At 67.1% G+C, this 25,210-nt stretch carries 25 protein-coding genes and 2 tRNA genes; 15 read left to right on the plus strand and 12 right to left on the minus strand.

Translation table 11 applies throughout. The annotated features are described in order from the left end of the window. Positions 1-169 precede the first annotated feature (169 nt). Positions 170-1,405 (plus strand): L,D-transpeptidase, encoded by a 1,236-nt coding sequence (locus AC1DWT_RS20285; protein ID WP_083395821.1) that lies wholly within the window; start codon positions 170-172, stop codon positions 1,403-1,405. A gap of 60 nt (positions 1,406-1,465) precedes the next feature. Here the strand turns inward: AC1DWT_RS20285 and AC1DWT_RS20290 are convergent. Both AC1DWT_RS20290 and orn read right to left on the minus strand, forming a co-directional pair. Continuing rightward, positions 1,466-1,541 (minus strand) — tRNA-His (locus AC1DWT_RS20290). Between the two features lie 86 nt (positions 1,542-1,627). Further along, positions 1,628-2,227: an oligoribonuclease gene (gene orn / locus AC1DWT_RS20295; protein ID WP_072947105.1), complete on the minus strand. Its 600-nt coding sequence runs from the start codon at positions 2,225-2,227 to the stop codon at positions 1,628-1,630. A gap of 85 nt (positions 2,228-2,312) precedes the next feature. Between orn and AC1DWT_RS20300 the strand changes: the two genes are divergently transcribed. Continuing rightward, entirely contained in the window at positions 2,313-4,049 is a 1,737-nt protein-coding gene (locus AC1DWT_RS20300; RefSeq protein ID WP_206012772.1) for a helicase HerA-like domain-containing protein, read from the plus strand. A gap of 63 nt (positions 4,050-4,112) precedes the next feature. Here AC1DWT_RS20300 and cmrA read toward each other — a convergent pair whose 3' ends face one another. From cmrA to AC1DWT_RS20315, 3 genes are read right to left on the minus strand one after another with little or no spacing between them, the layout of a single operon-like run. Beyond that, positions 4,113-4,916, minus strand: a complete 804-nt coding sequence (gene cmrA / locus AC1DWT_RS20305) for a mycolate reductase (RefSeq protein ID WP_095865085.1) — start codon at positions 4,914-4,916, stop codon at positions 4,113-4,115. Between the two features lie 18 nt (positions 4,917-4,934). Then, on the minus strand, positions 4,935-6,959 hold the full coding sequence (locus tag AC1DWT_RS20310; RefSeq protein ID WP_206012771.1) for an NADPH-dependent 2,4-dienoyl-CoA reductase: 2,025 nt from the start codon (positions 6,957-6,959) through the stop codon (positions 4,935-4,937). A gap of 13 nt (positions 6,960-6,972) precedes the next feature. Next, positions 6,973-7,506 carry a PadR family transcriptional regulator gene (locus tag AC1DWT_RS20315; protein ID WP_477921940.1) on the minus strand — a complete coding sequence of 178 codons (534 nt, stop codon included), beginning with the start codon at positions 7,504-7,506 and terminating at the stop codon, positions 6,973-6,975. A gap of 126 nt (positions 7,507-7,632) precedes the next feature. Here AC1DWT_RS20315 and AC1DWT_RS20320 point away from each other — a divergent pair, with 126 nt between their 5' ends. Next, positions 7,633-8,958, plus strand: a complete 1,326-nt coding sequence (locus AC1DWT_RS20320; protein ID WP_206012769.1) for an MFS transporter — start codon at positions 7,633-7,635, stop codon at positions 8,956-8,958. On the opposite strand, the gene AC1DWT_RS20325 is transcribed toward AC1DWT_RS20320, so the two are convergent. The 3 genes from AC1DWT_RS20325 to AC1DWT_RS20335 all read right to left on the minus strand — a co-directional run bounded on the left by AC1DWT_RS20325 (position 8,955) and on the right by AC1DWT_RS20335 (position 11,196). Further along, entirely contained in the window at positions 8,955-9,533 is a 579-nt protein-coding gene (locus AC1DWT_RS20325; RefSeq protein ID WP_206012768.1) for a DUF4203 domain-containing protein, read from the minus strand. The genes AC1DWT_RS20320 and AC1DWT_RS20325 overlap by 4 nt on opposite strands. A gap of 77 nt (positions 9,534-9,610) precedes the next feature. Continuing rightward, a complete protein-coding gene (locus tag AC1DWT_RS20330; RefSeq protein ID WP_206012767.1) occupies positions 9,611-10,462 on the minus strand; it encodes an alpha/beta fold hydrolase in 852 nt (283 codons plus the stop codon). 23 nt (positions 10,463-10,485) lie between these two features. Further along, a complete protein-coding gene (locus AC1DWT_RS20335; RefSeq protein WP_206015930.1) occupies positions 10,486-11,196 on the minus strand; it encodes a TetR family transcriptional regulator in 711 nt (236 codons plus the stop codon). Between the two features lie 118 nt (positions 11,197-11,314). Here AC1DWT_RS20335 and AC1DWT_RS20340 point away from each other — a divergent pair, with 118 nt between their 5' ends. The 4 genes from AC1DWT_RS20340 to AC1DWT_RS20355 all read left to right on the plus strand — a co-directional run bounded on the left by AC1DWT_RS20340 (position 11,315) and on the right by AC1DWT_RS20355 (position 14,203). After that, positions 11,315-12,424: a ferredoxin reductase gene (locus AC1DWT_RS20340; protein WP_206012766.1), complete on the plus strand. Its 1,110-nt coding sequence runs from the start codon at positions 11,315-11,317 to the stop codon at positions 12,422-12,424. A 30-nt stretch (positions 12,425-12,454) separates the two neighbouring features. Beyond that, the gene (locus AC1DWT_RS20345; protein WP_072947053.1) at positions 12,455-13,627 is read left to right on the plus strand and encodes a fatty acid desaturase family protein; all 1,173 of its coding nucleotides are present in this window, start codon (positions 12,455-12,457) and stop codon (positions 13,625-13,627) included. Between the two features lie 13 nt (positions 13,628-13,640). Further along, on the plus strand, positions 13,641-13,850 hold the full coding sequence (locus tag AC1DWT_RS20350) for a hypothetical protein (RefSeq protein WP_072947054.1): 210 nt from the start codon (positions 13,641-13,643) through the stop codon (positions 13,848-13,850). A 140-nt stretch (positions 13,851-13,990) separates the two neighbouring features. Then, positions 13,991-14,203, plus strand: coding sequence for a hypothetical protein (locus AC1DWT_RS20355; protein ID WP_095865091.1), 213 nt, complete (start codon positions 13,991-13,993; stop codon positions 14,201-14,203). A gap of 64 nt (positions 14,204-14,267) precedes the next feature. Here AC1DWT_RS20355 and gdhA read toward each other — a convergent pair whose 3' ends face one another. Both gdhA and AC1DWT_RS20365 read right to left on the minus strand, forming a co-directional pair. Beyond that, positions 14,268-15,611 (minus strand): NADP-specific glutamate dehydrogenase, encoded by a 1,344-nt coding sequence (gene gdhA / locus AC1DWT_RS20360; protein WP_206012765.1) that lies wholly within the window; start codon positions 15,609-15,611, stop codon positions 14,268-14,270. A 101-nt stretch (positions 15,612-15,712) separates the two neighbouring features. Further along, positions 15,713-16,216 carry a winged helix-turn-helix transcriptional regulator gene (locus AC1DWT_RS20365; RefSeq protein ID WP_206012764.1) on the minus strand — a complete coding sequence of 168 codons (504 nt, stop codon included), beginning with the start codon at positions 16,214-16,216 and terminating at the stop codon, positions 15,713-15,715. An 87-nt stretch (positions 16,217-16,303) separates the two neighbouring features. Between AC1DWT_RS20365 and AC1DWT_RS20370 the strand changes: the two genes are divergently transcribed. From AC1DWT_RS20370 to AC1DWT_RS20385, 4 genes are all read left to right on the plus strand, one after another. Then, the gene (locus AC1DWT_RS20370) at positions 16,304-17,020 is read left to right on the plus strand and encodes an SDR family oxidoreductase (protein ID WP_206012763.1); all 717 of its coding nucleotides are present in this window, start codon (positions 16,304-16,306) and stop codon (positions 17,018-17,020) included. Continuing rightward, entirely contained in the window at positions 17,020-17,583 is a 564-nt protein-coding gene (locus tag AC1DWT_RS20375) for a PaaI family thioesterase (protein WP_206012762.1), read from the plus strand. Before AC1DWT_RS20370 ends, AC1DWT_RS20375 begins: the two co-directional genes overlap by 1 nt. Positions 17,584-17,813: 230 nt before the next feature. Further along, complete coding sequence (locus tag AC1DWT_RS20380; RefSeq protein ID WP_206012761.1) at positions 17,814-18,638, plus strand: alpha/beta fold hydrolase; 825 nt, start codon at positions 17,814-17,816, stop codon at positions 18,636-18,638. Positions 18,639-18,666: 28 nt separating this feature from the next. Then, complete coding sequence (locus AC1DWT_RS20385) at positions 18,667-19,635, plus strand: alpha/beta fold hydrolase (protein WP_072947061.1); 969 nt, start codon at positions 18,667-18,669, stop codon at positions 19,633-19,635. Positions 19,636-19,722: 87 nt separating this feature from the next. Here AC1DWT_RS20385 and AC1DWT_RS20390 read toward each other — a convergent pair. Continuing rightward, positions 19,723-19,795 (minus strand) — tRNA-Arg (locus tag AC1DWT_RS20390). 57 nt (positions 19,796-19,852) lie between these two features. Beyond that, positions 19,853-20,230: a DUF4345 family protein gene (locus tag AC1DWT_RS20395; RefSeq protein WP_072947062.1), complete on the minus strand. Its 378-nt coding sequence runs from the start codon at positions 20,228-20,230 to the stop codon at positions 19,853-19,855. 103 nt (positions 20,231-20,333) lie between these two features. Here AC1DWT_RS20395 and AC1DWT_RS20400 point away from each other — a divergent pair, with 103 nt between their 5' ends. The 4 genes from AC1DWT_RS20400 to AC1DWT_RS20415 all read left to right on the plus strand — a co-directional run bounded on the left by AC1DWT_RS20400 (position 20,334) and on the right by AC1DWT_RS20415 (position 25,201). Continuing rightward, positions 20,334-22,364: a bifunctional copper resistance protein CopD/cytochrome c oxidase assembly protein gene (locus AC1DWT_RS20400; protein WP_095865123.1), complete on the plus strand. Its 2,031-nt coding sequence runs from the start codon at positions 20,334-20,336 to the stop codon at positions 22,362-22,364. 168 nt (positions 22,365-22,532) lie between these two features. Then, positions 22,533-22,961, plus strand: a complete 429-nt coding sequence (locus tag AC1DWT_RS20405; protein ID WP_206012760.1) for a single-stranded DNA-binding protein — start codon at positions 22,533-22,535, stop codon at positions 22,959-22,961. A gap of 133 nt (positions 22,962-23,094) precedes the next feature. Beyond that, positions 23,095-24,774, plus strand: a complete 1,680-nt coding sequence (ettA, locus tag AC1DWT_RS20410; protein ID WP_072947065.1) for an energy-dependent translational throttle protein EttA — start codon at positions 23,095-23,097, stop codon at positions 24,772-24,774. Positions 24,775-24,778: 4 nt separating this feature from the next. Next, positions 24,779-25,201 carry an acyl-CoA thioesterase gene (locus tag AC1DWT_RS20415; protein ID WP_072947066.1) on the plus strand — a complete coding sequence of 141 codons (423 nt, stop codon included), beginning with the start codon at positions 24,779-24,781 and terminating at the stop codon, positions 25,199-25,201. The last annotated feature ends 9 nt before the right edge of the window (positions 25,202-25,210 follow it).

A 25,210-nucleotide genomic window follows, 5' to 3' on the forward strand; every position in this document is an offset into this window, starting at 1 on the left:
ATTGATATTCGAACGTTATTGAGCGGCCCGGCGCTTGGTTGGAACCGGTCTCCAGTGGCTGGCATCATTGGAGACCACACGGTCTCGACGTGCCGATTCGTCTTGCGAAGGCGAGGGACGTGCCGGCTTGAACGTGAATTCGGAGCGAGGACGTGAAGTGGGGTTATCCATGGGTGTGGGGCGTGGCGGGCGCATGCGGGCGCAATCGGTGGGATCCGTCTCGAAGACGGCGACGATTGTGGCGGCATCACTCGTATTCGCATTGTCGATCGCAGGGTGCACCGTCTCCGGTGCCGACAGCGTCACGGAAGGTGAGGCGCCGATCGATTCCAATCCGGTCACCGAACTCATCAAGCCGAAGCTGACGGCGTCGGCCGTCGATGGTGCAGTGGGATTCTCGCCGGGACAGCCGGTGACGGTGACAGTGGCCGACGGCACGCTGGCGAAGGTCACCATGCTCAACCCGGAGGGTGAACCGGTCGACGGCGCCATCGCCCCCGACGGGTTGTCCTGGGTCAACACGGAGCCGCTGGGCTACGACAAGGAGTACCGGCTCGAGGTGAAGGCGAACGGGCTCGGTGGCGGCACCGTCTCGACGTCCGAATTCACCACCAGCGCGCCCGGAAACGTCACCAAGCCGTACGTCATGCCGTCCGAGGGCGACGTGGTGGGCATCGGTCAGCCGATCGCCGTCCAGTTCGACGAGAACATCCCCGACCGCAAGTCGGCGGAGTCGGCGATCACGGTCACGACCAATCCGCCCGTCGAGGGCGCGTTCTACTGGGTGAACAACCGCGAGGTGCGGTGGCGTCCGCAGAACTACTGGGCACCCGGCACCGCCGTGGACGTCAAGGTCGCCGTGTACGGACGTGATCTCGGTGACGGACTGTTCGGCCAGGAGGACGTCCACACGGCCTTCACGATCGGCGACGCCGTGATCGCGACGGCGGACGACAACACCAAACAGGTGACGTTCGAGCGCAACGGCGAAGTGATCATGACGATGCCCACGTCGATGGGTAAGGACGACACACCCACCGACAACGGCGTCTACATCATCGGCGACCGGTTCGCGAACCTTGTCATGGACTCGTCCACGTACGGTGTGCCCGTCAACTCCCCGCAGGGATACAAGACTCCCGTCGACTGGGCCACACGAATGTCGTACAGCGGCATCTTCTTCCACTCGGCGCCGTGGTCGGTGGGGCAGCAGGGCTACTCGAACGCGAGCCACGGCTGCCTGAACCTCAGCCCGTCCAACGCGAAGTGGGTGTACGACAACACGAAGCGCGGCGACATCGTCGTCGTCAAGAACACGCTGGGCGGCACCCTGTCGGGCACGGACGGCCTCGGGGACTGGAACATCCCGTGGGATGTCTGGAAGGCCGGCAACGCCAACGCCTGAGCGGGCGTCAGACCAATCGCAAAGAGGAAAGCCCCCGGCCGAGGCCGGGGGCTTTCCGTGTGGGGTGAGTGACGGGACTCGAACCCGCGACACCCAGGATCACAACCTGGTGCTCTACCAGCTGAACTACACCCACCATTGCGCTTCTGTCACCGCCCGGGGGCAGTAACTTCGGCGAGGAAGATATTAGCGCGTTCGATGCGCAAAACGCCAATCGGTATCTCAGGCGGGTCCGAGTTCCTCGACGACTGCGGCGATGTCGCTGGTAGACGGCCCTGGTTCGGCCGCGAACGCCGTCTTCCGGTAGTACTTCAACTCCCGGATCGACTCCTTGATGTCGGCCAGGGCGCGGTGGGCGAGACCTTTTTCGGGCTGACCGAAGTAGATCCGCGGGTACCACCGGCGGCACAGTTCCTTGATGGAGCTGACGTCGATCATGCGGTAGTGCAGGTAGGTGTCGAGGTCCGGCATGTCGCGGGCGATGAACCCACGGTCGGTGGCGATCGAGTTGCCGGCGAGCGGCGCCGTCCCGGCGACCGGCACGTGCTCGCGAATGTAGGCGAGCACCTGCTGCTCGGCCTCGGCGAGTGTGACCGTGGACTTCCGGACCTCGTCGGTCAGTCCCGAGTTCTCGTGCATCTTGGTCACCACGTCGGGCATGGCCGCGAGCGCGTCGTCGTCGGCGTGGATGACGATGTCGACACCCTCACCGAGCACGTTCAGCTCGCTGTCCGTGACCAGAGCTGCGATCTCGATCAGCTTGTCGGTGCCGAGGCGGAGCCCGGTCATTTCACAATCGATCCACACAAGTTTGTCCTGCACCAGGAACACAGTAGTCAAGTGGGTGACGGGATATGGTTTGCGGTGGACACTTTCTCCCGACGTGCGTGATCCGAGGAGGGCGTCGATGACCCAGCAATCGCAGGACGGCGGCGCGACCTCGACTCCGGCGGAAAGGGCAGCGGCGGCGCGGGCGGCAGCCGCCGAAGCGGCCAGGGTCGCGGCTGAGGCCGCAGCCGCTGCGGAGGCGGCGGAGAAGGAAGCCCGGGACGCGGAGGCTGAGGAGAATCGCGCTCCTGCAGGTGCCGCGGCCCCCTCCGGTGCCGCCGCGGACATCGCGGCCGGATACGCGTCGGAGGGTGCGGCTCTGGAGCTGGGGACCGTCGTTCTGGGCGGCGCCGTGGATCGGACGGCCCGGGTGCGTATCCCTCTCGCGACGATCAACCGGCACGGACTCGTCGCCGGCGCCACCGGGACGGGAAAGACGAAGACGCTGCAGGGTATTGCCGAGCAGTTGTCGGCTGCAGGGGTTCCCGTGGTGATGGCCGACGTGAAGGGCGACCTGTCGGGTCTGTCACAGCCGGGCGAGGCCACCGGCAAGATCACCGCCCGGGCGGCCGAGACCGGCGACGACCAGTGGCGGCCCGCGGGATCCCCCGTCGAATTCCTCTCGCTGGGAACGGAAGGCCTGGGTATCCCCGTCCGCGCGACCATCACCGCGTTCGGGCCGATCCTGCTCGCCAAGGTGCTCGGGCTCAACGAGACTCAGGAGTCCACGCTGGGGCTGATCTTCCACTGGGCCGACGTCCAGGGGCTCGCGCTGCTCGATCTGAAGGATCTGCGATCGGTCATCGCGCACCTCACCAGCGACGAGGGCAAGGCCGATCTGAAGGGCATCGGCGGCGTATCCCCGGCCACGGCCGGTGTGATCCTCAGGGCCCTCGTCAATCTCGAAGCCGACGGCGGCGACACGTTCTTCGGGGAACCCGAACTCGAGACCGAGGATCTGCTCCGGGTGATCGACGGCACGGGTGTGATCACGTTGTTCGAGTTGGGTGCCCAGGCCGCGCGCCCGGCACTGTTCTCCACCTTCCTGATGTGGGTGCTGGCGGATCTGTTCCAGACCCTGCCCGAGGAAGGCGATCTCGACAAACCCAAGCTCGTCTTCATCTTCGACGAGGCACACCTGCTGTTCGCGGACGCGTCGAAAGCGTTCCTGCAGCAGGTGGAACAGACCGTGAAGCTCATCCGCTCCAAGGGCGTGGGGGTGTTCTTCTGCACACAGTTGCCGACGGACGTCCCGAACGCGGTGCTGTCGCAACTCGGTGCCCGAATCCAGCACGCGCTGCGCGCATTCACGCCCGACGACCAGAAGGCGCTGACCAAAACGGTACGGACGTACCCGACCACCGGAAACTACGACCTCGAGAAGGCCCTCACGTCATTGGGCATCGGCGAGGCGATCGTGACGGTCCTGTCGGAACGGGGCGCGCCGACACCGGTGGCATGGACGAGGATTCGGCCTCCCCGTTCGCTGATGGACACCATCGGCAACGACGCGATCACGGCTGCGGCGTCGTCGAGCCCGCTGTATGCGAAGTACGGGCAGACTGTCGACCGGGAGTCGGCGTACGAGAAGCTGACGGCCAAGGTCGCCGGGGCGCCGGCCGCGGGCCCGGGCCTCGACCTGCCCCCGCTGCCCGACTTGCCGCCGCCGGCGCCCACACAGCCGGAGGAGCCGAACATGGCCGAGCAGATCCTCGGGAACTCCGCGGTGAAGAGCTTCCTCCGCTCGGCCGCGTCGGCCGCAGGCCGCGAGATCTCCCGCAGCATCTTCGGCACGGGGCGACGACGCAAGCGCTAGAAACGCTGGGCGAATGTACCTTTCAGCGCCTCGGCAGCGGTGAACGGTACATTCACCCGACGGTCAACTGCCCAGCTTCTTGTAGAACGTCCCGACGATCGGTGCGACCACCGCGCGCGGGCTGTACTGCCCGGCAACGGACATCGCCTTGCTGATGATGCCGGGCACGACGCGCATCTTGTTGTCGGCCAGGCCGTCGAGCGACACCTTGGCGGTGTATTCGCTGGAGATCCACAGGAAGTCGGGCACCAGCCTGTCCACGATCGACGCATCCGCCGGATCGGGCTCCTCGGTGCGCACCGGGCCGGGGGCCAGCAGGGTGACGTTCACTCCCGTCCCCTTGAGTTCGCCGCGCAGCGATTCGGAGAACGTGTTGACGAACGCCTTGCTGGCGGCGTAGGTGGCGTTGTGCGGGATGGGCATGTTGCCCGCCGCCGAGCCGACCATGAGGATCGCCCCGGACCCGCGTTCGATCATCCCGGGCAGCACCGCGAGGGTGAGGTCGTGCACCGCAACGGCGTTGAGTTCCACCTGGGCCCGCTCGTACGCGGGGTCGAGTCCGGCGACGGGCCCGAACGTGGCGATACCCGCGTTGTTGCACAGGACGCTGACCTCACGGCCCGCCAGTTCGGTGACGAGTGCGGCCCGCGCGTCCCGATCGGACAGGTCGCACGCGCGCACGTCGACCTCGACGCCGTACTGGTCGCGAAGGGTCCCGGCGAGTGACTCCATCACCTCGCCGCGGCGCGCGACGAGGATCAGGGAGTGGCCCCGGGAGGCCAGATCGGCGGCCAGCGCCTCGCCGATTCCGGACGAGGCGCCGGTCACGACGGCGCGGGCACTGGGGGTGGGGTTCGGCAAGCTCACGGTCAGCAGCGTAGTGCGTCAGATGCGGGCCGCGAGCCGGGTGCCCTGCTCGATGGCGCGCTTGGCGTCGAGTTCGGCGGCGACGTCCGCGCCCCCGATGACGTGGGTGGTGACGCCGGCGACGGTCAGGTCGTCGACGAGGTCACGCACCGATTCCTGGCCCGCGCAGATCACGACGTTGTCGACGGCGAGGGTGCGGGGCTTCTCCCGCTTGGCGCCGAACGTGATGTGCAGGCCGTCGTCGTCGATGCGCTCGTAGTTGACCCCGGACAGTTCCTGGACGCCCTTGCTCTTCAGCGCCGCACGGTGGACCCAGCCGGTGGTCTTCGCGAGTCCTGCGCCGATCCGGCCGCTCTTGCGTTGCAGCAGGTACACCTCACGCGGCGACGGTTCGGGAATGGGTGTGGTGAGCGCGCCCGCCGCGGCCTCGGGTTCGGTGACACCCCACTCCTGCTTCCATTCCTTCAGATCGAGAGTCGGGGAGTGCTCGTGGGTGAGGAACTCACTGACGTCGACGCCGATCCCGCCGGCCCCGATCACCGCGACCGACCGTCCGACGGGCTTGCCGCCCCGGACGACCTCCGGATACGTGAGCACCTTCGGATGGTCGATCCCCGGAATCGACGGGACGCGGGGCGTCACACCGGTCGCGACGATCACCTCGTCGTACGTGCCGACCAGCTCGGCCGCGGTGACGCGGGTGTCGAGCCGGACGTCGACATCGGCGAGCGGCAGCTGGCGGGTGTAGTACCGAATGGTCTCCGCGAACTCCTCCTTGCCGGGAATCTTGCGGGCGATGCCGAACTGGCCGCCGATCTCCGAATCCGCCTCGAACAGGGTCACCGAGTGGCCGCGCTGGGCCAGCCCGAGCGCCGCGGACAGTCCCGCGGGGCCTGCGCCGACGACGGCGACCCGCTTCGCGGTCCGGGTGGGGGAGAGTGTCAGTTCCGTCTCCCTGCCTGCCCGCGGATTCAGCAGGCACGACACGTGCTTGCGGACGAAGGCGTGGTCGAGGCACGCCTGGTTGCACGCGATGCACGTGTTGATCTCGTCGGGGGTGCCCGCCTCCGCCTTCCGCACCCAGTCGGGGTCGGCGAGCATCGGGCGTGCCATCGAGATCAGCTGTGCGTCACCGCGGGTCAGGATCTCCTCGGCGACCTCGGGCATGTTGATCCGGTTCGACGCGGCCACGGGGATCGTCACGTGCTTCTCGAGTTTGCCGGTGATGTCGGCGAACGCGGCCCGCGGTACCGACGTCACGATCGTGGGGACACGCGATTCGTGCCAGCCGATGTCGGTGTTGATGATGGTTGCGCCCGCCGCCTCCACTTCCTGTGCCAGCGCGACGATCTCGTCCCAGGTCTGACCGCCTTCCACGAGGTCGGCCATCGACAGGCGGAAGATGATGATGAAGTCCGGGCCGACCGCCTTGCGCGTGCGGCGGACGATCTCGACGGCCATCCGGCGGCGGTTCTCGGGAGTCCCACCCCACTCGTCGGTGCGCTTGTTGGTGCGCTCGCACAGGAACTGGTTGACGAAGTAGCCTTCACCGCCCATGATCTCGACGCCGTCGTAATTCGCCTGCTGCGCGAGCCGTGCGCAGCGAACGAAGTTGCGGATCTGCCAGCGGACGCCCCGGCCCGTGAGTTTGCGGGGCCGGAACGGGTTGATCGGGGCCTTGATCGACGAGGCGGAGACACTGAACGGCTGGTAGCTGTACCGGCCGGCGTGCAGGATCTGCAGGGCGATTTTGCCGCCTTCGTCGTGCACCGCCGTCGTGATCGCGCGGTGCCTGCGGGCCTCGACACGGTTGGTGAGCTTCGCGCCGAACGGCAACAGCCAGCCCGTCCGGTTGGGCGCGTAACCGCCGGTGACGATCAGCGCGACCCCTCCGCGGGCGCGCTCGGCGAAGTACTCCGCCAGCCGGGGGACGTCCTTGGCGCGGTCCTCGAGTCCGGTGTGGATGGAGCCCATGATCACCCGGTTCTTCAGCGTCGTGAAGCCGAGGTCGAGAGGGGCGAGCAGCTGGGGAAACTGTGTCATTGGCGGCGTGTCCTTATCGTGAGAGCGCGTCGAGTACTTCTTGACACCAGTCGGCGAACCCCTCCTCGACGCGGATTCCGCCGCGCAGGACGAGGTACTGGTGCAGGGCTGCRCCGGAGAGCTGGTCCGGTGCGGGAAAGTCGCGTTTTTCGATCATGCGGTAGACCTCGAGCCGGGTGGCGTGGCCGTCGCGGTGGCGGGCGACCTCGGCCGTGAGTGCGGCGACGTCACCGTGTCGAGCGKCGCGGATCTTCACTGCCAGCTCGTTGCGCAGGTGGTTGGGCTCGGTGGGTTCGGCGATCCATCGCGCGAGTTCCGCGCTTCCGGCCGCACTGACCCGGTACACCTTCTTGTCGGGTCGGCCGTCCTGCGCCACCACCTCGGCGTCGACCCATCCCGCCTCGTCCATGCGTTTGAGGACGCGGTAGATCTGCTGGTGGGTGGCGCTCTGGAAGAAGCCGATGGACTTGTCGAACCGGCGCGCCAATTCGTAACCCGAGCCGGAGTGCTCGGTCAGGGAGACGAGAAGCGCATGTTCGAGTGCCACGAACCGAAGTATGTATGCAACGAGGTGCGTATGCAACTGAGTGCACACTAAGTTCTTCCGTCCGAACGGGACGCTCGTCGCGTCAGACCGCACGAACTCTCCGTTCACTCGCATAGGCTCGCGGGCATGAGCACCGACGTTCGTCCGCCGGCCGGGATCGGCGAGGCCGCGACGCGCAGACAGGTTGTCGCGTGGGGGCTGTGGGACTGGGGTTCGGCGGCCTTCAACGCCGTGATCCTCACGTTCGTCTTCTCCGTGTACCTGACGGACGCCGTGGGTGAGGACCTGCCGGGGTCGATCTCCGCGAGCACGTGGCTGGGATGGTCGCTCGGCATCGCGGGCTTCCTCATCGCCGTGCTCGCCCCCGTCACCGGTCAGCGATTCGACGCCGCGGGACGACGCAAATGGGCGCTCGGCGTTCTCACCTTCGCGACGGTCGGGTGCATGGCGGCGATGTTCCTCGTCCGCGACTCCTATCAGTACCTGTGGCTCGGACTGGTGCTGCTCGCTGCAGGTTCGGTGATCTTCGAACTGGCCGGCGTCCCGTACAACGCGATGCTCAGGCAGGTGTCCACGCCGGCGAACATCGGCCGGGTGTCCGGGTTCGGCTGGGCGATGGGCTATTTCGGTGGGATCGTGCTCCTGCTGCTGTGCTACTTCGGATTCATCGCCGGTGACGGTGACACTCGCGGATTCCTCGGACTCACCACCGACGGCGGCCTGAACATCCGGATGGTCGCGCTGCTGGCCGCCGTCTGGTTCGCGGTCTTCGCTATCCCCGTCCTGCTGAAGGTCCCCGAGCTGGCCCGTCCGCACGCAGACCCGGGCGCGGACAAGGCCGGCTTCCTCGAGTCGTACCGGGTGCTGTGGCGTGATCTGCGCGACCTCTGGGCCGCCGACCGGCGCACCGTGTACTTCCTGGTGGCGAGCGCGCTGTTCCGCGACGGACTGGCCGGTGTCTTCACCTTCGGCGCAGTCCTCGCCGTCAACGTCTACGGCATCAGCGCGGGTGAAGTGCTGCTGTTCGGCGTCGCGGCCAATGTCGTCTCCGCGCTCGGCGCGCTCACCGCAGGCCGGTTCGACGACCGGATCGGCCCGAAGACCGTGATCATGGCGTCCCTGATCGCGATGATCGTCGTCGGTGTCGTCCTCACGGCGGTGTCGGGACCGGTCATGTTCTGGATCTTCGGACTGCTGCTGTGCCTGTTCGTCGGTCCCGCACAGTCGTCGGCGCGCACATTCCTGGCCCGGATCACACCGCCCGGCCGGGAGGGCCAGATGTTCGGTCTCTACGCGACCACCGGTCGCGCGGTGTCGTTCCTCTCGCCCACCCTATTCGGGTTGTTCGCCTGGTGGTTCGCGGCGGATCGGGCCGGAATCATCGGCCTGGTGATCGTGCTCGGGATCGGGCTCGCCGCGCTGACGGTGGTGAAGGCGCCCGAGCGCGACTAGCGCCGCGCGCGATTGTCGTCGATCCGGAGCTTCTCCGGGAACAGCCGCCGCTGCGTCAGCCAGCCCGCTGCCGCCACGACGATCCAGATCAGTGTGGCGAAGAACTGCTGGGTGCCCTCGTTCGGATCCTCCAAGAAACCCAGCGGGGGGACGGCGAGGCCGAGTCCGGTCAGCACCAAGCTGGCGCCGCCGAGTGCGGTGAGCCACAGCAGCGCCCGCGCCCGGAACCGGTCGGCGACGAACCCGCAGGCGACGGCGAGCGCGACGATCACGATTCCGCTCAGGATCCAGCTGGCGTCATCCGGTTGCAGAACGCGACTGAGCTTCGCTCCGATCACCGCGCCCGCGATGATTCCGATGAAGAATGCGGCGAACTTGAAGACCAGAGTGGTGGCCGCCCACACCACGACCGCACCGATCGCCGCGACCAGGAACGTCGTTCCGAGCGACAGCGACAGCAGGTCGGACACGAGCCAGCCGAGGCCGAATCCGGAGGCGAGAACGGCGACGTGCAGTGAACCGACACCGGCGAAGCACAGAACGGCGCCGACCAGAAGGATTGCGATGCCACTCATGGTGCCCTCCCAGGGTGCACGAGACGACTAGTGCCATCAAACCAGAACGAACGCCCCGTCGAGGGGAACAGCGGATTTCAGTTCGGTGTGGTTCCGGTGCGGGTGCGGATCGCGTCCGCGAGAGCGTCGGGACGCTGCTCCGGGATCCAGTGCGTGACGCCGTCGAGTACGACGAATTCGTACGGCGCATCGACGAACTCGCCGCACCGCTCGGCCGCCGCGCGACCCATTGCGATGTCGCCGGTGCTCCAGACGTACGTCGTGGGAACGGTGACGGCGGGTGTCTCCGCGAAGTCGCTCGTCATCGCCCGGTACCAGTTCAGCGCGGCGGTCAGCGCTCCCGGTTCGCCGAGCAGTGCGACGTGCTCGTCGACGAGTGCCGGCGCGACGACGTCGCCGAACATCGCGCGCAGCGCCTGCGCGTCGTCGCGGAGCAGGACCCGTTCGGCCTTGCCCTCCATTCTCAGGAGGCGGATGTAGGAGGAGCGTTCCTTCTGATCTGCGTCCTCGCGCAACGCCCAGCCGAACGCGGCGGGATGGGGCACCGAGACGGTGGTGAGCGAGGTGATCCGGTCAGGGTGCCGCGCCGCGACGATCCACGCCACGGCGGCGCCCCAGTCGTGGCCGACGAGATGCGACGTGTCGAGGCCGAGCGCGTCGAGGAGCCCGACGACGTCCGCGACGAGGTGGTCGATCCGGTAGGAGTCGACTCCGTCGGGTCGCGCACCGGGCGAGTAGCCGCGCTGGTTCGGCGCGTACGTCCGCAGACCGGACTCGTTCAGCAGAGCGCTCACGGGGGCCCAGGATGCGGCGCTCTCCGGGAACCCGTGCAGCAGAACGACGGGGGCCCCGTCGTCCGGACCGCTGATCGTGACGTCGAACGTCAGGTCGCCGAGGGTGACGTGCGCGTGTTCCGAGGTTGACAACATGCCCCCACCGTACGGCGGTCGACCTACTTCTTTCCGGGATTCCACCCGCTCATGCCGAGCATGATCAGGCGCAGTTGCCGCTCGGCGCGCGCGACGACCTCGGCCTCGCTTCGGCTTCCGGGGCGATCGGCCTCGAGGAGATCCACGACGACCGCGAACATGGTGGACACGATGAGGTCGGCCGCCATCTCCAGGTCGTCGTGGTCCCAGGTCTGCAAGCCGTCGATGCGGGACAGATCGACCGTGAGTTCGCTGACGAACAGCTTCATCTCGGTCGCGATCGCACGGCGAATTTCCGGGACACCGCCGTAGCGTTCGCGGCTGAGGAACCGGAACTGCGCCTCGTGGGTGCGGACCTGCCGCACGAGGATGTCGAGCGACGCGCCTGCACTCTTGGTGCTCGGGGTGCGGCGGGCGTCGCGCAGCATCTGCCGCAGAATCCGCATGCCCTCCTCGACGAGCACCACGCCGAGTTCCTCGATGGACGCGAAATGGCGGTAGAACGCGGTGGGCACGATTCCCGCGGTGCGGGCGATCTCGCGCAGGCTCACGCCGGCGAAACTGCGGTCCGCCATCAGTTCGAGCGTGCCGTCGAGGAGGGCCTTCCTCGTGCGCTCCTTCCGCGCTGCCCTGCTCTCGGGTTCGGCGCCGGTCGACTGACTCACGGCAGTGAGTGTATTCGCGGGGGAGAGCACCGCCACCACCTCCGGGTGTTCGCGTTCGTCGTCCGGCATGCGCATCCGATCCCCGCCTCGAGTGTGCGTGCGGTCACATTGTGATTGACAAGTTCCTGTCTCCCTCTGTCACACTATTGTCAGTGTACAACCGTGCACTCAAATGGAGGAGGCTGACGTGTCAGTTGCCCACACCAGTCGTCCGGCGGAGGGACGCAGGTTCTCGCTGCTGTCGTTGTTCGAGGCGATGGCCACTCCGCACCAGCTCGACCGCTACCTCGAACTCGTCACGCCGATGGTCACCGTGCGCGACCTTCGCGCCGAAGTCGTCGAGGTCCGGCGGTCCACGGCCGACACCGTCACTCTCACGCTGCGCCCCACCCGCCAGTGGCGTGGATTCCGCGCGGGGCAGTTCGTGCAGGTGGGGGTCGTGATCGACGGGGTTCGGCACACCCGCTGCTACTCGCCTGCCAATGCACAGTCGTCCACCGACGGGCACGTCGAGTTGACGATCAAGGCGCATCCCGACGGGCTCGTCTCGCAGTACCTGCACGCGCAGGCGCGCCCCGGACTCGTGCTCGACCTGTCTCAGGCCGCGGGCGAATTCACCCTTCCGTCTCCTCGTCCGCGCCGGCTGCTGCTGGTGAGCGGAGGCAGCGGAATCACCCCGGTTCTGTCGATGCTGCGCACCCTCGTCGACGAGGGGCACGTCGGAAGCATCACTTTTCTGCACTACGCGTACACCGAAAACGATGTCGCGTACCTAGACGAGTTGCGCGCACTCGTGGACGCGAACGCCAACGTCTCCCTCGTACTGGCGTACACCGATCAGGAGGCCGGCGGGCACCTGCACGGGTTCTTCGGTCAGGAGCACCTCGACGCGGTGGCGCCCTGGTACGCCGACGCGGAGACGTTCCTGTGCGGCCCACCCGGACTGATGCGTGGCGTCCGGGAGGTATACCGCGAACTCGGCATCGAGGACCGTCTGCGCACCGAGGAGTTCGCTCCCGCCGCAGCCCCGGTGGAGGGGGAGGCCGGCGGCGCGGTGTCCTTCACCGCCAGCGGCGTCACCGCGGACAACTCCGGTGCGACACTGCTCGAACAGGCGGAAGCCGCCGGACTCCATCCGGAGTACGGCTGCCGGATGGGCATCTGCTTCTCCTGCACCACGGTGAAGACATCGGGGTGCACCAGGAACGTCCGCACCGGCGATACCGACACCGACCCGGACAAGGCGATCCAACTGTGCGTCTCGGTTCCGGTGGGCGACGTCGCCCTCGACATCTGACTTTCACGACATCAACGTTTGGAGACCGACATGTTTGGACTCTCACTCTCGTTTCTCCCGTTCGTCGGCGGCACCGACGGTTCCCGTAACGCCGCCCCGGTGGTGCTCAGCCACGACCAGGTCGAAGAGATCGGCAGGGAACTGGACGCCCTCCGCGACCGGACGGTTGCGGACCTCGGCGCCGAGGACCGCGAATACATCTACAAGATCATCAAGGCGCAGCGGGGATTCGAGGTCGCAGGCCGCGGTCTGATGTATCTCGGCTTCTTCCCGCCGGCCTGGATCGCCGGCGTCGGCGCCCTCGGCGTGTCGAAGATTCTCGACAACATGGAGATCGGCCACAACGTCATGCACGGTCAGTACGACTGGATGCGTGAACCGGGCCTGAACTCCCGGGTGTTCGAATGGGACACCGTCTGCCCTGCCGATCAGTGGAAGCATTCCCACAACTACATGCACCACACGTACACCAACATCCTCGGCCGGGACCGGGACATCGGCTACGGCATCCTGCGGATCGACGAGGCGCAGAAATGGAACCCCTACTACCTGGGGAACCCGGTCTACGCCTTCTTCCTGATGATGCTTTTCGAGTGGGGCGTCATGATGCACGACCTGGAAGCGGAGAACGTGATCCAGGGCAAGCGCAAGTGGCACGACGTCAAGCCGCTGCTGAGGGGCTGGTGGCGCAAGGCCGGCCGGCAGGTGCTCAAGGACTACGTGATCTTTCCCGCGCTCACCGGGCCGCTGTTCGTCCCGACACTGCTCGGCAACGTGACCGCCAACCTGATCCGCAACGTGTGGGCCTACTCGATCATCTTCTGCGGCCATTTCCCCACCGGCGTGCAGAGTTTCACCGAGGACGAGACCGCGGAGGAAACCCGCGGCGAGTGGTACGTCCGGCAGATGCTCGGCAGCGCGAACATCGAAGGGAGCCCGCTGTTCCACATCATGTCGGGCAACCTGTCGCACCAGATCGAGCACCATCTGTTCCCGGACCTGCCTGCCCACCGGTATCCGGAGATGGCACCCGTCGTGAAGGCGCTGTGCGAGAAGCACGGGTTGCCGTACAACACCGGTGGCTTCTTCAAGCAGATCGGCTCCGTGTGGGGGAAGATCTTCACGTTCGCACTGCCGCCCGGTCTCGTCTCGTCCGACACCCCTCCCGGTGTTATCGTCGAGCGGCAGAAGACTGCAGCCTGAGAGGCGAAAACACATGGTGGGGAAGTTCGAGCGGCGCAAGGACACCGTGCAGGAACTGACGGAGTCCGCGGCCACGCACGTGGGCAAGATCGCGACGATCATCGCGGGCGCCGTCCGGGACGTCACCCGGGAGATCGGCGACTGGGTATCCGACGGAATCGAGATGCGCGAGGCCGCGAAGAAGGCCCGCGAAGACGAGGGCGAGGGCGAGACGGTCGACTGAGTAACCGGCCGGCGCGTATCGACCCAGGGTAGAGATCGGGCCGCCGGGGGTGCGTTCATGGCACCCTCGGCGGCCTTTCTGCGGGCGGGGCTGAGGCCGATGCTGGTTGCAGCACGAAAACCGCCCCCCGAAAGGAACCCATGTCTCCCACCATGATCTCCACCACGGCGCGCATCGCCGTCGCCGGATTTGCGGCCCTTGCCATTTCGCTGACCGGTGCCGCAGGTATGGCCTCGGCCAAGCCGATCTGCGAGACCGGCTGTTCCCAGCCCCTGCCCAACAAGAACCCCAGGCCCGACGTCAAGCAGATGTGCTGGGTCGAATGGGGTCAGACACAGTGTCAGGTGAGCTGACGCGCTCGTGCTGTCGGAGCGTGGGGCGTGGCGTCGACGGCCAGGCCCTGACCCTACGTTGCTTCTAGATGACGCCCAGCGAGATCATGGCGTCGGCGACCTTCACGAAACCGGCGATGTTCGCGCCGTGCACGTAGTCGCCCGGCATGCCGTACTCGGCGGCCGTGGCGACAGTCCGTTCGTGGATGCCGCGCATGATCCCGGCCAACCGCTCGTCGGTGTACTCGAAGCCCCACGAGTCGCGGGATGCGTTCTGCTGCATCTCGAGTGCCGACGTCGCGACCCCGCCCGCGTTGGCCGCCTTGCCCGGCGCGAATGCCACGGCGGCATCGCGGAACACCTGGACGCCCTGCGGGGTGGTGGGCATGTTCGCGCCCTCCGCCACCGCCTGCACACCATTCGTGACCAGGGTCTTGGCTGCTGATTCGTCGAGTTCGTTCTGGGTGGCGCAGGGGAGCGCGACGTCGCACGGCACATCCCAGATGGAACCGTTCGGCACGAACCGGGCGTGCGGCACGGTGTCCGCGTATTCGCTGATCCGTCCCCGCCGCACCTCCTTGATCTCTTTCAGGAGGTCGAGGTCGATGCCCTTCTCGTCGACGACGTATCCCGCGGAATCGGAGGCTGCGATCGCGATTCCGCCGAGTTGGTGCACCTTTTCGATCGCGTAGATCGCGACGTTCCCGGAACCGGAGACGACGACGGCCTTGCCGTCGAGTGAACTGTTCGCGGTCTTCAGCATCTCGGCGACGAAGTAGGCGACGCCGTACCCCGTGGCCTCCCGACGCACCTGCGAGCCGCCCCAGGTGAGTCCCTTGCCGGTGAGAACGCCCGACTCGTACGAGTTGGTGAGGCGTTTGTACTGGCCGAACAGGTAGCCGATCTCGCGACCGCCGACCCCGATGTCACCTGCGGGGACGTCGGTGTATTCCCCGATGTGGCGATGCAGTTCGGTCATGAACGACTGGCAGAAGCGCATGACCTCGGCTTCGGAACGGCCCTTGGGGTCGAAGTCGGAGCCGCCTTTGCCGCCGCCGATCGGAAGCCCGGTGAGGGCGTTCTTGAAGATCTGCTCGAATCCGAGGAACTTCACGATTCCCAGGTTCACGCTGGGGTGAAACCGCAGCCCACCCTTGTAGGGGCCGAGCACGCTGTTGTACTGCACGCGGAAACCGCGGTTCACGTGCACGTTGCCGGAATCGTCGACCCACGGCACCCGGAAGATGATCTGACGTTCGGGCTCGCACAGCCGCTCGATCAGTCCGGAATCGGCGTAGTGCGGACGGTGCTCGAGCACGACCTGGAGCGATTCGAAGACCTCCGCGGCGGCCTGGTGGAACTCGGGTTCTCCGGCGTTCCGCAGACGGACCTGCTCGTAGATCTCTGCTACCCGGTCGCGCGTTGACACAGACCACCCCTGCCTTACGTGTGAGGACTTCTTTACCTGACGTTTACATCGGAAACTATAGACCGGTGTCAGGACGTCCTGTATCGGGCCGTGCCGGCAGCTCAGGATTCTCGTCGCGGTGCGCGGGAATGCATTGCGACAGCGGTGTTCTCGACCGCTTCGCCGCAGTGCGCGCAGCGGTGTTCCAGTTCCAGCGAGTGCCCGCACTCGTGCACGAGCACCGACGGAGCCTCGTCGACGGCCCATTTGCTGCCCCACTGGAACAGGGAGAGCAGCAGTGGCCGCAGGTCCTCGCCCGCGGGGGTGAGGTGGTACTCGAAGCGCGGTGGATGCTCGGAGTACTGCCTGCGTTCGATGACGCCGACCTCCTCCAGCTTGCGCAGCCGCGCGGTGAGGATGTCGCGCGAGACGCCGATGTAGCCCGCGATCCGGTCGAAGCGGTGCACCCCGTAGGACAGTTCCCGGATCACCAGCATCGACCAGCGGTCGCCGATCAACTCCATGGTGGCGGCGATGGCGCAGGGCCTCGGCGTCAGGGGCATGCGGTCCATGACGATCTCGGGTGTTGCTGGCTGGGTGTCGCCGTTGCTCATGCTTTCCATCATAGAGGGTTGTGTTTTCCAACTGATAGGGGTTACTGTCGTCGACATAGTTAGTTGGAAAAGCAGACTTACTCACTCGAAGGGGTCGTCATGACCACGATTCAAGATCGAACGGTGCTGGTCACCGGGGCCAATCGCGGGCTCGGCCGGGCCTTCGTCGCCGAGGCGCTCGCACGAGGAGCGCGCACGGTCTACGCGTCGGCGCGCGACACGTCCACGATCGACGGGCACCCGCGGGTCGTGCCGGTCCAACTGGATGTCACGAACCCCGAATCAGTCTATGCCGCAGCGGAACTCGTCGGGGATCTCGGCGTGCTGATCAACAACGCCGGGATCCTCGTCGGCGAGTCGCCGCTCACGGGCGATCTCGACGGGATGCGCCGTGAACTCGAAACCAACCTCTACGGCCCGCTCAACGTGACACGCGCGCTCGCACCGATCATCGCCGCCAACGGCGGTGGCGCGATCCTCAACGTGCATTCCGTGCTGTCGTGGCTGGCGATCGGCGGCTCCTACAGCGTCTCGAAGGCCGCCCTGTGGAGCGCCACCAACGCCATGCGCGCCGAACTCGCGGCGCAGAACATCCAGGTGGTCGGGCTGCATCTCGGCTACATGGACACTGACATGACGAGTGGTCTGGACGTGCAGAAGATCTCCGCGGCCGAGGTCGCACGACTGGCCTTCGACGGCATCGAGTCCGGCGCCCACGAGGTGCTCGCCGACGACACCACCCGCACCGTCAAGGCGGCGCTGTCYGGCGACCTCGACGTCCTCTATCCGCAGCCGGCGCAGCGGGGAGCCGCATAGTGAGGCCGTACGGAAACGGTGAGGTGTCGACGGTCGAGAGCCTGCCGGACGCCGGCGAGTGGGGCGAGATCCGGTCGAAGATCGTCGAATGGCACGACCCGGCAGGTCCGGCGCGCACGGCCCGGGAACTCGACGGCCTCACCTACCTGCGGGCAATCCTCGACGGCAGCGTTCCGGCGCCGCCCATCGCCAGCCTGATGAATCTGCGGTTTCTCGAGGCCGAACCCGGGAGGGTGGTCTTCGCGCTCGATCCCGACGAGTCACAGTACAATCCGATCGGCGCCATCCACGGCGGCGCCGTGTGCACGCTGCTCGATTCGGTCGCCGGCTGCGCCGTGCACACCACGTTGCCCGCCGGGTGGGGGTACACCTCGGTCGAGATCAAGGTCAACTACATCCGCGGGGCGACCCGCGACTCCGGGGCGCTCACTGCCACCGGTGTCGTGAAGAAGGCGGGCCGCCGCATCGCCTTCGCGGAAGGGGAGGTCACCGACTCGCAGGGCCGCCTGGTGGCCACCGCCACCAGCACGCTGCTGGTGTTCGAGGTTCCACCACAGGGCTGACGCAGGACGGTCGGGAAACCCGCCACCCGCGGAGGGGAGTGGCGGGTCCCGATGCACCGTTGCCCCGTCGGGTTGGGGCGATGCGTGAACAAGACTAATCAGTCGGTTTGCTACGCGCGAGTACGGGACACCGCCGCCGGTCGAAGCAGCCCTACGGCATACCGAAGTTTGATGTACTGAATTCCGTCCTCATCAGCGTCATTGCCGGAGCGGTCAAGGAAGGCACACCCATGGGCACGATCACCACGCAGGACGGTACGGAGATCTTCTACAAGGACTGGGGAACCGGTCAACCCATCGTGTTCAGCCACGGCTGGCCGCTGTCGGCCGACGACTGGGACGCCCAGATGCTGTTCTTCCTCCAGCACGGCTATCGAGTCATCGCCCACGACCGGCGCGGGCACGGACGCTCCACGCAGACCGGCGACGGCCACGACATGGACCACTACGCCGACGACCTCGCGGAGTTGACCGCACACCTGGACCTCCACGACGCCATCCACGTCGGCCACTCGACCGGCGGCGGCGAGGTCGCGCACTACCTCGCGCGACACGGCGAGAGCCGAGTGTCGAAGGCCGCACTGATCAGCGCGGTGCCGCCGCTGATGGTGAAGACGGAGGCGAACCCGGGCGGCCTGCCCAAGGCCGTGTTCGACGATCTGCAGGCGCAACTCGCGGCCAACCGTTCCGTCTTCTACCGCGACCTGCCGTCGGGGCCGTTCTACGGATTCAACCGGCCGGGCGTGGAGTCCTCGGAGGCGATCATCGAGAACTGGTGGCGGCAAGGGATGATGGGCGGGGCCAAGGCCCACTACGACGGCATCGTCGCCTTCTCGCAGACCGATTTCACCGAAGACCTGAAGAAGATCACGGTGCCGGTGCTCGTGATGCACAGCGAGGACGACCAGATCGTTCCCTACGCCGACGCCGGACCCCTGTCCGCGAAACTTCTCGCCAACGGGACGTTGAAGACGTACAAGGACTTCCCCCACGGCATGCCCACCACGCAGGCGGAGACGATCAACGCCGACCTGCTGGCCTTCCTGAAGGGCTGACGCCGGTGTTCCGATCGTCGTGAGACGCGTGTCCCGCCTCGCTCGCCGTACCGGATGCATCGCGGCGCTCGGGTGCGTCGTGGTGTCCGGTTGTGGCACCGCGGCGGACGGCCCCGCGCCCACGACGACTCCGACGGCGACTGCGGGCAGATTCGTTCCCGGTGCCGGTGACCGTTCCGGGTTGGTCGATATCGGTGGGGGCCGCGGCATCTATCTCGAGTGCCGCGGTTCCGGTTCGCCCACGGTCGTGCTCGTCTCCGGGGCCGGGGTCGCCGCCGACAATTGGAGTTACACGGGCGACCCCACAGATCAGACGACCCCGCCCGTCCGCACCGAGCTCGCCGTACACCCCGACATCGCGAAGTTCACCAGAGTATGTGCCTACGACCGTCCCGGCACGGAGCAGATGGACGGCACCGCGAGCCGATCGACCGGCGTGACGCAACCGACCACTGCGCAGGGCGACGCGGCAGATCTTCGTGCCTTGCTGACGGTCGCCGAGTTGGAGGGACCCCATGTGCTGGTCGGACACTCCTGGGGCGGAATGATCGCGTCGGCGTACGCCAGGACCTATCCGGACGACGTGTCCGGTCTCGTCCTCGTCGATCCGGGATCGCAGTATCTGCAATCGACATTGCCGCCTGCCGTGTGGGACCAGTGGATGCGGGACATCGAGACGAACGGCCGGAACCATCCCGGTGCGGAGACACCCGACTATCCCGCCACGCTCGCGGCGCTCGAGACCATGCCCCCGCTGCCTGCGATGCCCGCCGCCGTCCTGACTTCGGACGAGCCGTTCGACTATCTCGGGATCGGCGACGCCGACACGTACTGGCCGCAGTGGCTCGACGCCGCCGCGCTCCTCTCGACTGCCCTCGATGCCACCCACATCACGCAGACCGGCAGCGGTCACTTCATCGAGAACGAGAATCCCGCCCTCGTGGTCGAGCAGATCTGCTCCGTGATCGCCCCGGCAACGAGTTGCCCCGGTTCGTGAGGGCCGGGCTCGGGCGGACGGGCACCCCCGATCCCTGACTGTGCAGGTGATCGGGGGTTTTCGCCGTCTGACGCTCCGTCGAACGAGTGCCCCCGGCAGGATTCGAACCTGCGACCAAGAGATTAGAAGGCTCTTGCTCTATCCCCTGAGCTACGGAGGCGCGCAGCAAATATTACCTGCCGCCCCGAGTGCTCCGACCGGGGCTGGGGGGTGTGYGTCACGAGCCCAGGACCGCCGCGCAGAGCAGGAGTCCCGCCAGAACGATCTCGACGACGAAATAGAACCACACGGGGTAGAACCGGGTCGGCCGGTCGGTGAGGGCGGCCACGATCCGGCCGAATGCCATCCCCAGCAGGGCGACGGCCACCGTCACCGCGGCGACGGATCGGATGCCGTGGGCGTCGAAGGCCGCGAAAAAGAGCAGGCCCGCCACCGCGACACCGAAGCCGCCGTAGACCGCGCGCACCTCGGCGCGGGCCGTCGCCGAATCCGCGGTCAGACCGAACGGTGCGACCAGGCGGGCGGGCAGGGCGAGCCCGTAGACGCCCATGCCCGCGAAGAACAGTGCCACCACGATGATCAGAAACTCCGCCATCTCAGCCTCTCGTTTCCCTGCGACACGTCCCTGTCGACGGTAGCCGGAACCGAGACGGACCCTCGCGTCTCCGACGGCCTGTCGTAGGTCCTACCCTTGATGTATGGCTACACCCCAGCTCGCGGCGTCCGACCCGGCTTCGAAACCCCCGAATCGTGCCGATTCGACCGCCCTGTTCGTCGTCGGCGGTCTCATCGCCGGCCTGGTAGCGGCAATCGTCGTCGGACTCTCCGCTGCTCAGGCGCTCGTGCTGCTGGGAATTCCGGATCCCGGACCGATCACCACCTACGGATTGCCCGCCATGCGGGCCGTGTCGGAGATCGCTGCCGTCATCACGATCGGATCGTTGCTGCTCGCCGCGTTCTTCGTGCCACCGCAGAAGTCCGGCGTCCTCGACGTGGACGGCTACCGCGCCGTCCGCACCGCGTCGTACGCCGCGATCGTGTGGGCGGCGACCGCCCTCGTCCTCGTCCCGTTGACGCTGTCGGACACGTCCGGGCAACCCTTCGCCGAAGCGGTCAAGCCGGCCAACATCTTCAATTCGATCGATCAGGTCGAACTCGCCGGCGCCTGGCGCTGGACCGCGATCATCGCCATCGTCCTCGCGATCGCCTCCCGGCTCGTGCTGCGCTGGTGGTGGACGCCGATCCTGCTGGTCGTCGGCATCCTCGGACTGATGCCGCTCGCGTTGACCGGGCACTCGTCCTCGGGCGGTTCGCACGACATGGCGACGAACAGCCTGATCCTGCACCTCGTGGCGGCCTCGCTGTGGGCGGGCGGTCTGTTCGCTCTCCTCGCCCACGCGCGTCGGCGCGGCGCCTACACCGACGTCGCGGCGCGCAGGTTCTCCGCGGTCGCGACCGTCTGCTTCGTCGTCATGGCGGTCAGCGGTGTCGTGAACGCTCTCGTCCGCGTCCAGATCGGCGACCTCGTCGACACCACGTACGGACGCCTGGTGGTCGCGAAGATCGTGGCCCTCGTCGTACTCGGTGTGTTCGGGTGGGCGCAGCGTCGCCGGGCGCTGCCCGCACTGCAGAAGGATCCGACGAAACGCGGCAACCTGATCCGCTTCGCCGGTGCGGAGGTCATGGTCTTCGCCGCGACGATCGGTCTCGCCGTGGGACTCGGCCGCACGCCCCCGCCGCCCCCGACCGCGGCGCCCACCCTCACGGAGGTGGAACTCGGCTACAACCTGGCGGGGCCGCCCACGTTCGCTCGCTTGATGCTGGACTGGCGATTCGACCTCCTCTACGGCACCGCCGCGATCGTGCTGGCCGTCGTGTACGCGCTCGGACTGCGCAAACTGCGGCGGCGCGGCGACCGCTGGCCCGTCGGCCGGACCGTCGCCTGGATGTGCGGGTGCGTGGTGCTGCTGATCGCCACGTCGTCGGGTGTCGGTCGCTACTCGCCGGCCGTGTTCAGCGTGCACATGGGCGCTCACATGGCGCTGTCCATGCTGGCGCCGGTTCTCCTGGTGCTCGGTGCCCCGATCACGCTCGCCCTGCGCGCCCTCGATCCCGCGGGCAAGAACGGTGTGCCGGGACTGCGCGAATGGATCCTGACCGCGCTGCACAGCCCGTTCTCCCGGTTCATCACGCACCCCGTCGTCGCGGCGGTGCTGTTCGTGGGCGGTTTCTACGCCCTGTACCTCGGCGGGATCTTCGAGGCCGCCGTCGACTCCCACTCCGCGCACGTCCTGATGAACCTGCACTTCCTGCTGAGCGGCTACCTCTTCTACTGGGTCGCGATCGGCATCGACCCGTCGCCGCGCAAGCTGCAACCGGTGACGAAGCTCGCGATGGTGTTCGGCTCCCTGCCGTTCCACGCCTTCTTCGGCGTCGCGCTGATGAGCATGGGCGCCGTGATGGGCGAGTGGTACTACCGATCGCTCGGACTCGGCTGGAACGCCGACCTGGTGGGTGACCAGCAACTGGGCGGCAGCATTGCCTGGGCCACCGGTGAGATCCCGCTGGTGCTGGTGATGATGGCGCTGCTCATCCAGTGGTCCCGCAGCGACGGCCGCACGGCGCGGCGGGTCGACCGGGCCGCGGACCGGGACGACGACGCGGATCTGGCCGCGCACAACGCGATGTTCGCGGAGTTGGCGCGACGGGACCGCGAGGCCGGGCGCTGACCGTTAGCACGCCGCCCCGACACGTTCGGGGCTCCCGGGGCCGTTTTCGCGGTTCCATCCACAACCGCTCGATTTCTCCACAGATGTCCGCTGCAGGCCGAAAACGGCGCCGCCGGACGGCACGCTGTGAGTGAAGGCACCTTGCCGCACTCACAGGGGGTAGACGTCATGTACGAAACACACGGCACCGTCGTCGGAACGGTCATCACCAGCCCGGTCGCCCGGTCGAACGCCGCCGGTGACGAGTTCCTCAGTTTCCGGATGGCGAGCACGGTCCGGCGCCGCGACCACGCGACGGGGGAGTGGCGTGACGGGAGCACGCTCTACCTCACGGTGACCTGCAGGCGACGGCTGATGGCCGGCGTCGTCGCCTCGATCACGAAGGGCGATCCCGTTCTCGTGACGGGCGAGTTGCGCGCCACCGAATACACCACCCGGGACGGCATCGCCCGCTCCGACCTGGAGTTGAGCGCCACCGCGATCGGACCGGATCTGGCCCGGTGCACGGTCGTGCTCGAGCGTGCGCCGAGAACGACCGACGGCGGTGCGGGGAACCCGGCGACCGAAGAGGTGGCCACCCGGTCCCTCGTCGCGTAGCGCACCTGCGGGTATCGGCGCCGACCTCGCGTTCCCGGCGCCGATGCCCACGGCATCTTCCCGGGAAGCCCCCGATCACGTCCCCGACCCTCCGCGATGTGGGTTCATCGCGCGTCACCATTAGGCTGGCCCCATGGCTGAGTTCATTTACACGATGAAGAAGGTGCGCAAGGCGCACGGTGACAAGGTCATCCTCGATGACGTCACGATGAGCTTCTACCCCGGCGCCAAGATCGGTGTGGTCGGCCCGAACGGCGCGGGTAAGTCCAGCATCCTCAAGATCATGGCGGGGCTGGATCAGCCGGGCAACGGTGAAGCGTTCATCGCTCCGGGTGCCACCGTCGGGATCCTCATGCAGGAACCGCACCTGGACGAGACGAAGACCGTTCGCGAGAACGTCGAAGAGGGCATGGGTGAAACCATGGTCCAGCTCAAGCGGTACAACGAGATCGCCGAGCTGATGGCCACCGACTACTCCGACGAGCTGATGGAGGAGATGGGCGAGCTCCAGGAGAAGCTCGACCATGCCGACGCGTGGGAGATCGATTCCCAGCTCGAGCAGGCGATGGACGCTCTGCGCTGTCCGCCGCCGGAGGACATGGTCACTCACCTCTCCGGTGGTGAGAAGCGCCGCGTCGCCCTCTGCAAGCTGCTGCTCAGCAAGCCCGACCTGCTGCTGCTCGACGAGCCGACCAACCACCTCGACGCGGAGAGCGTCCTGTGGCTGGAGCAGCACCTCGCCGCCTACCCGGGTGCGATCCTGGCCGTCACCCACGACCGGTACTTCCTCGACCACGTCGCCCAGTGGATCTGTGAGGTCGACCGCGGCCGCCTGTACCCGTACGAAGGCAACTACTCCACCTACCTGGAGCAGAAGGCCGCCCGGCTCGAGGTCCAGGGCAAGAAGGACCAGAAGCTGCAGAAGCGTCTCAAGGAGGAGCTGGCCTGGGTCCGTTCGGGAGCGAAGGCCCGACAGGCGAAGAACAAGGCCCGCCTCGACCGCTACGAGGAAATGGCCAACGAGGCCGAGAAGACCCGCAAGCTCGACTTCGACGAGATCCAGATTCCCGCGCCGCCGCGCCTCGGCGACGTCGTGGTGGAGGTGTCGAACCTCGACAAGGGCTTCGACGGACGGGTCCTGATCAAGGACCTGTCGTTCACCCTGCCGCGTAACGGCATCGTCGGCGTGATCGGACCCAACGGTGTCGGTAAGACGACGCTGTTCAAGACCGTCGTCGGGCTCGAGGAGCCGGACGCGGGCGAGGTGAAGATCGGTCAGACCGTCAAGCTCAGCTACGTCGACCAGAACCGCACGGGCATCGATCCCGACAAGACGGTGTGGGAGGTCGTCTCCGACGGTCTCGATCACATCGTGGTCGGCCAGACGGAGATGCCGTCGCGCGCCTACATCAGCTCGTTCGGGTTCAAGGGCCACGATCAGCAGAAGCCGGCGGGCGTCCTGTCCGGTGGTGAGCGCAACCGCCTGAACCTCGCGATGACGCTCAAGCAGGGCGGAAACCTGATCCTGCTCGACGAACCGACCAACGACCTCGACGTCGAAACCCTCGGTTCGCTGGAGAACGCGCTCGAACAGTTCCCCGGCTGCGCCGTCGTGATCTCCCACGACCGCTGGTTCCTCGACCGGACCTGCACGCACATCCTCGCGTGGGAGGGGGGCTTCGGCGACAACGAGGCGGCCTGGTACTGGTACGAGGGCAACTTCGAGGGCTACGAGGCCAACAAGGTCGAGCGGCTCGGACCGGATGCTGCCCGTCCGCACCGCGTGACGCACCGCAAGCTGACGAGGGACTGACCTGGTGGGGCAGCAGGCCTTCACGTACGAGATCCAGGTCCGGTGGGGTGACTCCGACCGCCTGGGTCACGTCAACAACACCCGCTTCATGGAGTACATGCAGGAAGCGCGGATCGCGTTCCTGACCACCGAGTTGCGCGCCGCCGGCGCGCAGCCCGGTGCGATGGTGGTGCGCAAGATGGACGTCGAATTCCTGCGTCCGGTCACCGACGCCTCCGGTCCGCTGACGATCGACGTGTCGGTGCTCCATGTCGGCAATTCGTCGTACACGATCCGGCACGTCGTCACGAGCCGCGACGGCGTCCACTGCGCGACGGGCGACGCCCTGCTGGTGGCGTTCGACGTGAAGACCGAACGGTCGCGTCCGCTGTCCGAGGCGGAACGCGACGGGCTCGAGAAGTACCTCGCGCCGGTGACCACCGGCTGACGGATCCGG

Source organism: Rhodococcus sp. P4_B6, from assembly GCF_056402215.1.